This is a genomic window from Butyrivibrio sp. AE2032 (assembly GCF_000702965.1).
In genome coordinates this window covers 1-11,770 of record NZ_JNLF01000006.1, presented here as the reverse complement: position 1 = coordinate 11,770, position 11,770 = coordinate 1, and the positions used below count along the sequence as shown (strand labels likewise).

The 11,770-nt window shown below is 34.5% G+C and carries 11 protein-coding genes and 1 pseudogene; all 12 read right to left on the bottom strand.

The window, feature by feature from the left end; genetic code table 11:
• Positions 1-11: 11 nt before the first annotated feature.
• Positions 12-1,139 carry a polysaccharide pyruvyl transferase family protein gene (locus BO18_RS28350; RefSeq protein WP_034451986.1) on the bottom strand — a complete coding sequence of 376 codons (1,128 nt, stop codon included), beginning with the start codon at positions 1,137-1,139 and terminating at the stop codon, positions 12-14.
• Positions 1,136-2,011, bottom strand: coding sequence for a beta-1,6-N-acetylglucosaminyltransferase (locus BO18_RS28345; protein WP_034451983.1), 876 nt, complete (start codon positions 2,009-2,011; stop codon positions 1,136-1,138). Before BO18_RS28345 ends, BO18_RS28350 begins: the two co-directional genes overlap by 4 nt.
• A 5-nt stretch (positions 2,012-2,016) precedes the next feature.
• Positions 2,017-3,180 carry a hypothetical protein gene (locus tag BO18_RS28340; protein WP_034451981.1) on the bottom strand — a complete coding sequence of 388 codons (1,164 nt, stop codon included), beginning with the start codon at positions 3,178-3,180 and terminating at the stop codon, positions 2,017-2,019.
• A 40-nt stretch (positions 3,181-3,220) separates the two neighbouring features.
• On the bottom strand, positions 3,221-4,198 hold the full coding sequence (locus BO18_RS33770; RefSeq protein WP_051689265.1) for a glycosyltransferase family 2 protein: 978 nt from the start codon (positions 4,196-4,198) through the stop codon (positions 3,221-3,223).
• Positions 4,191-5,228, bottom strand: a complete 1,038-nt coding sequence (locus BO18_RS28330; protein WP_051689264.1) for a glycosyltransferase — start codon at positions 5,226-5,228, stop codon at positions 4,191-4,193. Before BO18_RS28330 ends, BO18_RS33770 begins: the two co-directional genes overlap by 8 nt.
• A gap of 39 nt (positions 5,229-5,267) precedes the next feature.
• Complete coding sequence (locus tag BO18_RS28325) at positions 5,268-6,245, bottom strand: hypothetical protein (RefSeq protein ID WP_034451980.1); 978 nt, start codon at positions 6,243-6,245, stop codon at positions 5,268-5,270.
• A gap of 27 nt (positions 6,246-6,272) precedes the next feature.
• A complete protein-coding gene (locus BO18_RS28320; RefSeq protein ID WP_185752623.1) occupies positions 6,273-7,460 on the bottom strand; it encodes an alkaline phosphatase family protein in 1,188 nt (395 codons plus the stop codon).
• 45 nt (positions 7,461-7,505) lie between these two features.
• Positions 7,506-8,486, bottom strand: a complete 981-nt coding sequence (locus tag BO18_RS28315) for an acyltransferase family protein (RefSeq protein ID WP_034451978.1) — start codon at positions 8,484-8,486, stop codon at positions 7,506-7,508.
• Between the two features lie 35 nt (positions 8,487-8,521).
• Complete coding sequence (locus BO18_RS28310; RefSeq protein ID WP_081861315.1) at positions 8,522-9,730, bottom strand: glycosyltransferase family 4 protein; 1,209 nt, start codon at positions 9,728-9,730, stop codon at positions 8,522-8,524.
• Between the two features lie 462 nt (positions 9,731-10,192).
• Complete coding sequence (locus BO18_RS28305; protein WP_034451974.1) at positions 10,193-10,831, bottom strand: hypothetical protein; 639 nt, start codon at positions 10,829-10,831, stop codon at positions 10,193-10,195.
• 138 nt (positions 10,832-10,969) lie between these two features.
• Positions 10,970-11,239, bottom strand: a complete 270-nt coding sequence (locus BO18_RS33765; RefSeq protein WP_051689263.1) for a hypothetical protein — start codon at positions 11,237-11,239, stop codon at positions 10,970-10,972.
• A gap of 1 nt (position 11,240) precedes the next feature.
• A pseudogene (locus BO18_RS28300) lies at positions 11,241-11,770 on the bottom strand (hypothetical protein); the annotation flags it as partial.

Below are 11,770 nucleotides of genomic sequence, written 5' to 3'. Positions count from 1 at the left end.
ATCACCAATCGTTATTGCATAAATGAATCTATGTACGCAAAAGCATCCTCTCGTAATTTTTCTACCTTTACATCTGTCTCGGAAAAATCTATCTTCTTCATATAATCCATTTTGGGAAGATCATCGATAACAACAAATCTATCCCGGAGTCCTAGCTGATCAAGAATTGCTGTTGCCCTATCATCATCAGACCTGTTCATCTCCTTTGGTGTGACATATGACCAAAATGGCTTATGAAACATTGAAGCGAAGACTGTTCCATGGAATGATTGTGTTAAAACCATCTCAGCTTTATCCATCAAAGTCAGGAATGCAAGTGGCCCTGTTTGTTTATATGCTTTGATTCCATATTTGTCCAAATGATATATATTCCAGGACTTTGTATCCATAACATAAATTGGCAAACCTGTTTCCTTAGATATACGCATAAGTGCTTCATTGGCGTCCTCACGGTTGTGATAAAATGCGTAATTAAATATAAACTTTTCTTCAATATCAGGCAGTTTGAACTGCTGCATCCATTCTTTGTGTGACAAAAGGAAAACAGGATCTGCAATTATTGGGTATTCTTTTCCTGTTAATTCCTTCAGCCATTTTTGTCCATTAGGCTCACGTATTGACACTGCTTCATAATCAAGTACATATTCTCTGTACTTATTCACATCAACAGCTGCCGTATTGATATTTACTCCGCCCATGCTTGGAGAATATGCAACTTTCCTAACATTTTTAGCAAAACTAAGGTAATACGCTTCATCAGCATCATTACAGCGTACATTCCATACCTGATCTCCACCAGAAACCAACAAATCATAGTTCTTTTCAATTCCTAAAAGTTCTTTTGCTGATTTGTATTTTTTTTCTGTGGTAACCAGATGTTTTTTCTTAAAATCTTCATATTCTGAATGGTACTTTTTTAGTACTTTGTAATAGCGAATATTGTTTATGTTATTTTTTATCGCTCCCTTACTTAGCCCCAAGTCAACCATAGAATACATATTTCTGGACCCAGCATTGGCAAAATCTATTATCTCAACATCAGCCCCATATCTTTGAGCCAATGTGTGCTGTAACGCATATGCCTGCAGCATTGAACCGCAATTGTGAGACGCTTGAAATGTCATGATACCGATTTTCATAATATTAACTCCTTCAATTTTTCTATAGTTATTGCTTCATCAAACTTTCTGGCAAATAAATATGAAGACTCTACCAATTCAGGCAAATCTTCATCACTAAACGTATACGGTTTTCCTCTATCCCAGTCTGTATATACCATATTGGAATAATCAACATTATCACTTGGATTTGGAACATACAAGTTGTTCTTAAAAGGAGACATATTAAACAATGTATGCATAAACACTTCATCTGCACATCTTGTAAACCAAAAGTATTTTTTTATTATTCTTTCGTTTTTTACAATATACTCTGCAAAATCAGATGTAATACTAACCCAATTAGGCCCTTTTCCAAGATAATGCTCTATTTTTTTGGTTCTGTTAATATTTAATTTCTTCTGAATATGTATCAGTGCACTTTCAATTTTGCATAAAAAACCGATTTCTTTTCTACCAATAATATCCTGGAAAAAATGATACTCACCGCAGCGATTATTAATTCGTTTCAAATCCTGAACATCGTCAAAATCCAAAAATTCCTTGCCCTTGTTACGTTCAAAGAATTCATTAATATAAAACATTGATTTAACTGGCAAATCAACTCCAGATATAATATGCAGATATCCATACTTATTATCATTTGCAAGTGCTGCCTTGATCAGAGATAATTCACATTTTATCTGTGAATGTCCTCCCCATGTTACACTATGCTTTTGAATAAGATTAACATTAGAGAACTCATTCAAATCTATAACATTCGCAAACTCTGCTCGTTTAACCTTTCTATCAAGATGAATAAATATATCATTATCCTCATTCTCAAGCAAAACAAGAAGTTCTTTAAGCAAGTGAAACTGATTATGCGCAATTATCAGATATGCATGTCTCATTACCCCTACTGAATTCCTCCTAAATAAACTCCTAACTTTTCAGAATCGTTTTTGACTATACCACTAAATGCTATAAGAACAGAGAAAAATGAATACAAACCAATAACACCATTTTCACCGATACCATACATAAGTAGAATAAGTATCATTGCCTTTGCTTTATAATTTAGCTTATCTGCCGAGCAAAACAGTAAAAACGCAAACAATAACAGATAAACTAGCCCCCAGTGGACCATCATGTAAACATACATATTATCAGCATAAATATAGTTATATGTTACTCCTTGATAAATAAATAATTTACCGAATACACTGTTTTTTCCAAACCAGGTTAATCCATATAATCCAATTGCTTTTAAATTTGACGTCAACCGATTACTCATTAAAACATTTAGTTGTAGCAACCATTGCTGTAAAAATGGCATTCTGCTTGTCCAAGCTATACTTAAAGAAAATGCCGTAAAAATTGGAACCCCATACTTAACAATGAACGTCAATATCCTGTCTACCCCTCTGCTTCCAGTTGCCTTTGTCAGCAAAAAGCTCACACCAACAAGATATAACGCATCTGATCTGGTTAGATAAAATAGAATAGTTGTTGTAGCAAATATGATAAGCCACTTTTTAACAGATAAGTCCATATCATGAACAAAACAACTAAGTGCAACATAAAAGATAAAAACCCGAGCTATAGTATTGGGATTATATGTAAAGATCCCATATCTAGCGCCCAGTTCATCGTAAAGGACGTAATCATTAAGCCCTATTGGCAATAACCTCGAAAGAAAGAACAATGCTAGATGCGACCAAAAGAAAATTCGAGTCACATGATATATGATATTTACAACTTTCTCTATTGAGTCATTGCTACAAAAAACCATAAGAGCAAACGTGAAAACGAAAGTCTTATTTATAAGAATGCGCGAAGTATGAAAACTCAACAAAAGCGGAATTGCTAGGTACATAAGGCTTCTTAAATTTACCTTGTTTCGGATCATCTCAAGAATTGCAAAAGCAATAAAAGTAAACCAAAATGGTTTTTCAAGGTAATTAAGGAACCAACGCATTGTTATAATTGATTCACATAATAAACTCTGCAAAGTAACCACTATGGTAATTATAACAAGAGAATCTATATGAATTATTTTTCGAGTTGTATTATCAAGCAAAACGATACTTCCTCTTCTTTAAACAAACACTGCAATCAAGTTACATATGCAATATTTTTTTCAGCCATTGTTTCAGTGAAAAAAATAAGAATAACATCCCGGCTGATTCTTTTTTAATCAACTTTTGTGCCATTTTATACTTTATTTTATTAAAACTGCTTTTTTCAATAAGTTCCTTTAATTCACTATTACTTTCAATCTTCTCCAGCAGATTTTTAACTCCGCCCGGTCTGTTTTGTTTCTTAAGAATATCCAATAAGCGATCAAACATCTTGGCGTTTATTGTTTCTTTTTTGATACCAATAAAACATAGTTTAAACAAGCAGTTCCAATCATCAACAATTGAATTCCAGACCAGATCAGCTTTTTTTGTAAGTGATCCCTCACTGTCATAAGTGTACTCATACAAAGGCTCAAATATTGTACTGATTGAACCTACCTTAGTAAAATACCATGTATTAAACTCTAAATCTTCCCCCATGGATCTGTCAGTATTAAACAAATGCGAAATAAGTGCCTTTTTGTATAGTTTATTCCACAAAAGGTTTATCACATTTGTAGATACATACTGTTCAATTGTATCTATCGTTCTATCACCAACTGGAACAGTTTTTTCTGTCCTACGTCCATCAGAATAAACATAGGTATATCCACAAGATGCTACATCAGTCTGCTCCTGTAACATAGCATGCAGCATCTTCTCTACAAAGGTATTATTCATGTAGTCATCTGCATCAATAAAAGCAATGTACTCCCCGCTTGATTCCTTGATTCCCCTGTTTCTAGCCGAAGACACACCGGCATTGGCCTGGCTTATCAGTTTCAATCTGTCATCAACGGCGGCAATTTCCTGAACAATGTCTTCAGTTCCATCAGTTGATCCGTCATTAACAACAATAAGTTCGATCTGTTGGTAGGTTTGATGAAGAACGCTTTCAATAGCTCTTTTGCAGCATTTTGCTCCATTAAAAACGGGCATTATGACTGAAACAATCGACATGTTTTCTTTGTTAACCATGGTTCTTAATCCTATAAAGCAGCAATAATGTCATACTCATCCTGTTTTTCATCAAAAATAAAAAGAGTTTTTGCTTATTTTGATAAACATGTCTGTAGTACTCATTAACCACAGATACAAAAAGATCATCCTTTAAAATGTGTCTGCACTCACGCAGCTGATCTTTAATCGGCATATCTGATAAAGCAATAAGTGCAATACACTTTTTACACTTCATGATAAAAGTTCTGTAGAGACGTAAAACAGCAATATCATAAATGTTGTTGCTTTTGATGATGTCTGTTTCTGCCATCATCATTTTTTTATATTTATCATATCTGTCACTTCTATAAGTGTTAGTCAACGAAGTAACATTATCAGAGTAAATATAGATACACTCCGGAATCAGAACCGCCTTTTTCACCTTAAGAAGATAGTTAAGATTAAAAAAGAAGTCTTCTGAAACATATTCACGCTCAGAAACAAATCTCAGCTGATTCTCAGAAATAATATCCATGCAATACATGTTGATGCAAACACTCATCTCCCGCTCTACATCTGTATAATAATTCGGTGATGCACCTATTATTGGAAGCAGAACTGTATCAACTATATCCTGAGTTTCAATGACCTTAACAGTATCCGTAGTTGGATGATCAGTCTTCTGGCCGTTTCTTTCTCTGGTAAGCCCTGCCAACACAAGATCAGCATTATTCTCCACCAGTCTCGATAACAACTTCTCTACATAATCACTTGTAATATAATCATCAGAGTCAATAAATACTACATAATTTCCTGTGGCTATGTCAAGTCCGCTGTTACGTGCAAACCCAAGTCCTCCATTTTCCTTATGAACAACTTTTATTCTGCAATCCTGAGCGGCGTACTGGTCGCATATATCTCCGCAATTATCAGGTGAACCATCATCAACAAGAATGATTTCCAAATTTGAATAACTCTGCCCCAATATGCTGTCAACACACCTTTTTAGCTGCTTTTCAACGTTATATATTGGTACTATTACGCTTACTTTATAGTAATCTCTTTTCATAATTCTGTATCTCCCGGTTATACTGATCATTATAAATGATCAATATAATACCTTTTTCCATGTTTCTGCATCAATGATCACCTTATCATCATTATCTGCAAAATCATGTATAAGTGAATCTAAAATAGCATTTTCAAATCCCGTAATGCCATAATGACATCCGGTTTTTAAATACTTGACAACATATTTGGCTTTTCTTGAAAGACTATTGACACGAGATCTTTTAATATTTTTCTTTTCAAATAACAAGCCCACATTTTTAACATATCTTCTTAGATCCTCGTCCTGTATCGAATATGGATCTCCGGATTCCCTGAGGAAATCAAAGGTTTTACAATACATATCTGTAAAACCATCTCCTATGATATTGTCAACTTCAGCCTTTGATTCCAGGATCCTGTCCCTCTGCCCGTGATAGGAAGAAACATATCTTTGGTCAAGCAGCAGATATGCACTGGCAATCGCAAGCATAACCTTACCCTTCCACTGCATCTGAAGAAGTTCCTTTTTATCATGGGAAGAAAGATATATTAGCTCTCCGATCCTGTTGGCAACCAGTCTCTTTGCCTCAAATACATCGCATTCAGCAATGCTCACCTTTCTGCCTAAGAGATAATCAGTCCCCCAGATAGTTCTGCTGCCATTGAACAAATCGAAAGTGAAGAGTGTTTTATACTTTGGCGAACTAAAAGAGAGATTGAAATTTGCTGCATATTTCACTCTGCTTACTGTAACCGGAAAAATATTTAAATCTTCCTCAAATTCTCCGCATACGGCATCTATAAGATGGAATAGCTTTTCAGTTTTACCTGAATGAACAAATGCAATCTCAACATCACTAAGAAGTGTGATATTCCCCTGATCATCCACCTCTATGGAAGGTTCATTGCGTCCAAGGCTACCGGTTAATATCACAGAATCCAGAATCTCTTTTCCTCCATGGGCAAGTGTACTCTCTATAACCCTGTTTAACAGATCATCTATATACGCTTTTATTGCGTCTGCATGTTCATTCATTGTTTTACTTTTCCCCTTAACTTATGATCACTTCAGAAGGCTCATGCCCCTAAACTGGTAATCCTTAACCGGAATATTTAGTTCATGAAGAACAGAAGGAAGAACATCCGGTAAATATGCAAAATCATTATCTTCTAATTCCTTATTTGAACAGAATATACCAAAATGCTTTGGCAAAATAGGCTCAAAGCCATGTCCTGATTTCACACTATGACCAAATCCCCAAATAGTCTTAGTGAACTCATGAGGTGCTTTCAGATAAAAGATAAGCTCCCCATGCTCAAACTCATTGATATGTAAATGATATTTATCTTTATATTCATCATCCAACACAAATCCCAAGCCGTCTTTTTTCATAAGAGAAATGACTTTCTCCACTTCCTTGCGCTCTTTTTCATTTCTGAACCAGAATCTTGCATAATTGGATTCTATCAGATGAATATAGTTATTTACATGAAGCTTTTCCTTTTGGAAATATGTGTCAATATCAAGGTAAGGAGGCTCCAGGTCAATGTGCCCATGATCAGAGAAGGCAATGACCGTAACATCATCTTTTACTTCAAGAGCCTTGTGATAGGTCTGCTCAATAAACTTGTCTACCTGTGAAAAATACTGCTGGGCCTTAACGCCGTTTTCGCCTTCAGCGTGCATTATATTGTCTGTATAACCTATAAAGAAATAAACAAAATCATTATTCTTATAATCAACATCCTTCTCTTCTACAAATGCATCATCGGCTTTTGTGCCATTGTGAAGGGCTACAATCTGATGCGGAACCTTCTGATTACTAAGAATTGTAAACATGTTTGGTATGTCTGACTTCCACTTGGGGTCATTCCACATAACATCATCACAAGGTTCGAATAATGACCAGTATTTTAGCGGCAGATTCACCAGGCATGAAACACCGGAGTAAGATGAATTCTTGCTGAGCTTGCGAGTCACTTTTCCAAGAAGAAGCTTTAATGGCAGGAAGTTTAAATACTTAAGTCCGGGTACATATTCGATCCACTTATACGGAGAATTCTTCCCTCTTTTCCATATAAACCATGTATTATGCTCATCAATGTACTTACTTGTATACATTGTAGCGTGGCAAGCGCATGAATAACCAAATTCACTTTGTAACGGTTTCGTATTTAATGACGCAAGAAATGGCATATGTTTCTGCATCATTTCATACTTTACACCGTCCATAAAAAATAGTAAAACCATACTTTCCTCCATTTTTAAAAGCTTTATGCAAAAATCATACAATAATCATCTTTTCATCCATGTAGCCACAACTCTAGTTATTGCCTTCCATCCCCAAGCCACAAGAACAGCACCAGAAAAAACTATTACAACAGTAAAAAAGTAATTAATATAATCATTTGATGTCATTCTTAGCAAATGCATTTTCTCTGCAGCCCTGTAAATAACCATATGACAAAGGTATATTTCAAGACTGAATCCACTGATAAATTTGGTAATACAATTATTCAAGAGATTATTTCCTACAAGACTTACAGCAAATATCACAGCAGTAATATCAAACAGCAGAATAATAAAGATTTTTGTAGCAACAGAAAAATAAACCATGCTCATTATTACCATTATAAAAAGCGCAGCCCATCTAATCCCTCTCTTACTTGCTATGAGATCACGATATAAATAAATGATTCCTCCCGAAACAAAAAAACAAAAACAGAATACTATCGACTCTCTCTCTACTCCAAAATATGCATTGCATATATAATTTAAAGCACATGAAATTGCAAACGTAATCCACGCTTTTTTCTTTGTTGACAACAAAAAACAATAGAATGGAAATAAGAAATAAAAAGCGAAAACCACTCCCAAAAACCACCCAACACCAATAACAGATATATTAGCATTAGGTATAAGTCCAAATACTAGAGTTACATTTGCAAAAGCCTCATATACTGAACTAATACTAGGAGCTAAAATAACATCTATTACAGAAAGAAAAGCGAAGAAGGGTAATATCTTTAAATACCTTTTTCTATAAAAAGAAACTATATCTATCTTCCCGGACATAAATTTATCATAATAACCACAACACATCCCAAATCCACTAATAGTCATGAACAAAAACACTAAGTGGGTGAATGACGGTATTACTTGTTTGAAAACAAAACCATTCGTTGCATATTTTGCAACTGATAAAATATGCATCATAACTATTCCTAAACAAGAATAAGCTCGTAGTCCATTGATAGCTTCATATTTTTTTTCCACTTAATTACTCTCCCAACTTCACATGACAGAAATTCTTAATTATGTAATATTTGGTTATAGATACTCTGATATTTTTTATTCTTTTCTATCCAAGTATATTCCTCGGCTCGTCTCCTAGCGTTCTGTCCACGATATTCTACTTTTTCAGGTGATGTAATACACTCAATAATAGCTTTACCAAAAGAAGAAATATATGATTCCTTAGAATCGCCATCCAAAAGCCAACCTGTGGTTTCATCAAACAATGTTGAAGCCCCAAATTTATTCAATGCTATTACAGGTAATCCCTTTGACATAGCTTCTAGCAAAACTGTCCCAGTAGTTTCACGAATGCTAGGCATAATAAACGCACTAGCTCTAATGTATTCTTTTTCAATCTCCTCGTAAGGTATAGCTCCGATGAACGAAACATGCTTTGTTAAATTTGGATCATTGGCACATCGTTTTCTTAATCTTTCAAGTTCTGGGCCATCACCAACAATTCTAACCTCATACTTTAATGATTCAGGAATTGTCATTAAAACATCTAAAAGAAAATCATATCCTTTTCTGTATATCATTCTTCCAGCTGACAAAAAAATACAACTATCTTTTTTGGTTAGTTCCGATATTTCATCCTCCCTTAAGCCATTATCGAAAACCAGCTCTCCGCTACAATTATCTCCCCCCAGAAAATCATATGTTTCTTTATTAGCAAACATAACGTAATCACTACGTTTCAGCTTATTAGTATTACATAGTTTTTTTCTATAATAGTGATTAAGAACAAATCTAATAAATTCTATAAATCTATGTCCCATTGTATAATCACTCAGTCCTTTGGGTACAAACTCACCTCCACCTAATGGTCCGCAAACAAAATGAACATTTTCTATAATGCCATAATCACCAATTGCCCTGAATTCTATGGGCGTAATTTGATGAATGATATCGATGTGCTTTTCTTCGCATATTCTCTTGACGATAGGTAAAGCTCGCCTATGCCATATATTCAACCTCCCAGAATATAAAAAGCCCTTAAATAGTTTTTTATAAATTCTAGGAATATCAACATAATAAAATTCAATGTTATCAACAGAATGATTTTTCAGATAGTGAGTTATCGGGGCTCGTTGCTCCTCTTTTGTAATAACCACAACTTTATTAGTCTTGGAGCTTTCAAAAGGAACGCACCATCCAATTTTATCTTCACTTCCAGCAAAAGGGTTGCAGGAATATGCAATATATAGGATATTCATCATCATTTCTCTCTTTTTGATATAATCAAAGAAGTCAAAATACGGGCAAATAACATCTATCCGCAAGAGTATACAATATCCATCCTTCAATGGCAATTGTACTAGATGTAGAAATCTTTATAATAATTTAATATTTATTAGCAAATTTCACTATTATGCTGACAAAACAGCTTATCTCAAAAGCTAAATACCTTTAGTATTTGGTTATAATAGCTCTTATCACAAAAATGACCTGTCAAATCAGGTCAAAAAATTAGTTATTACAAGGTATTCTATTTGTCCAAATCATCCATTTTCTATTCGAAATAAGCGAGCGACAAGAATTTTACATATTCTTATCCAAGATACTTTCAAAATTCTTATTGATTTCTGTATCCCCTAAAGACTTCCATCCTCACCAACGCAAGATAATCGTTATTCCAAGGGATCCTTGGACGATAGCTTTGACAACTCCAGGATTTGCACCTGTTAGTATGCTAAATCTGGAAGTCTAGAGTCTATGAGCCGTATTAGTTCATCCAATCTATTTACTCCATCTAAAAAATCCTTAGGAGTGCCATAGTCTCTTTTCTTAAATGGATGAATTGCATTTCTACAAACTCTTAGGTAATCTACCCACTTGTAAATACTATCTGTTTCTTCCCAAAGAATTCCAACACTGTAGTCTTGTAGTTGTTTTAGCATTGTGTCCTCTGGTTCAATAATATTATTCTTTCGATATATAGGTGCATCTATATATTCTTCATAATATACTGTATAAAAAAACTGAAGCCAGTACTCAACTATTCCCCCCATGTTAACATTAGCAAGTATTAGTTCTCCGTCTGTGAGAAAAATGTCCTTTTCTATCCAAATTCCCAAAACATTAGTTAAGGATTTACATAATTCTATATTAGTATTATCAAATTTCTCAGATACTGACGTTGGTGCTATTCCATAAGAACTATTTTTCCACTCATCTAATATCCTATTTGTGTTATTGATAATTTCTCTATATGTTTCTGTCATCGCAAATGCTTTCCTCATCACAATTAAATATACCCGTTTCCCTGCAAAAGTATACTCCACCTCATAATTAGAGGCAATTGTGTTCCTAATTTCTCCCACTGTAACATCCACGCCTTGTCTAAAATATTAGATTCTAAAGATGATTGTCCCTGGAATTACGCATCTGATACTTTCCCTAGATAAAAAAATGACCTGCTATAAAGCAGGCCATAAGTGGTTATTGTCGGTATTGTTGTTTTATGTCAGTTTATCGTCATGACACTCATTGTACTCCTGAATGAGTGCATCCATAACGTTTGGGTCTGTGGCAGCTTTTTTAACATCTTCTACTCTATCTAGATCAAAGAGCCAAGTAAAAAGAGTGTTTGTATCCTGACGTCCTTCTTTATGTCCTTCTTTAAGTCCTTCTTTATGTCCTTCTTTAAGTCCTTTATCCAAACCTCTATCAAATCCATCTTCAATATAAACCTCAGCAAGCTCATCTGAAATATACTCCGCTATACTCATATCAATTACCTCCTGCCGGTGTTCTTTGAAAAAAATCTGCAAGGATATCTTCTGAAATGCATTCGTCAATTGCCCGTGAGACAGCCTTTGAAAGCAGCTCATTTTTAATTGAAGCTTTGTCTACTAAAATCTCCAACGTTTCTAAATGCGTAGCATTATACTCTGCTTCTACTTGTTTACTATATTTTCGCACTTTCGATACAAAAATGCTATAACTTTTTAGGGTCTTACAGGCTTCCATCAACTCTTTATTATGGCCTTCGTTAACATTATAAGCTGTAACTATAAGTTCAAGAGAAGGATTTGGATCTTTTACACTGTACATATCAGAAAGCTTATAAATCGCCTTATCTGGCATATCTTTCTTACCATTATAGAACACAAAAAACTTTGGGCTTGGAATGTTACCCATGGAAGGTCCATAGGTCTTTTTCAAAGAAATTATTTCCATGTACATAGAAGCCACATAGTATAAATCCCTGAGCGGAATGTTAGGGAATGGGGTTGATTGATGCTCATAAAGATTAAGAT

Coding starts and splice junctions, on each gene's coding strand:
- BO18_RS28345 (WP_034451983.1), bottom strand. CDS start 2,011: ATGAGACATGCATATCTGATAATTGCGCATAATCAGTTTCACTTGCTT.
- BO18_RS28350 (WP_034451986.1), bottom strand. CDS start 1,139: ATGAAAATCGGTATCATGACATTTCAAGCGTCTCACAATTGCGGTTCA.
- BO18_RS28310 (WP_081861315.1), bottom strand. CDS start 9,730: ATGATGATGAATATCCTATATATTGCATATTCCTGCAACCCTTTTGCT.
- BO18_RS33765 (WP_051689263.1), bottom strand. CDS start 11,239: ATGAGTATAGCGGAGTATATTTCAGATGAGCTTGCTGAGGTTTATATT.
- BO18_RS28330 (WP_051689264.1), bottom strand. CDS start 5,228: ATGAAAAGAGATTACTATAAAGTAAGCGTAATAGTACCAATATATAAC.
- BO18_RS28325 (WP_034451980.1), bottom strand. CDS start 6,245: ATGAATGAACATGCAGACGCAATAAAAGCGTATATAGATGATCTGTTA.
- BO18_RS28320 (WP_185752623.1), bottom strand. CDS start 7,460: ATGGTTTTACTATTTTTTATGGACGGTGTAAAGTATGAAATGATGCAG.
- BO18_RS33770 (WP_051689265.1), bottom strand. CDS start 4,198: ATGGTTAACAAAGAAAACATGTCGATTGTTTCAGTCATAATGCCCGTT.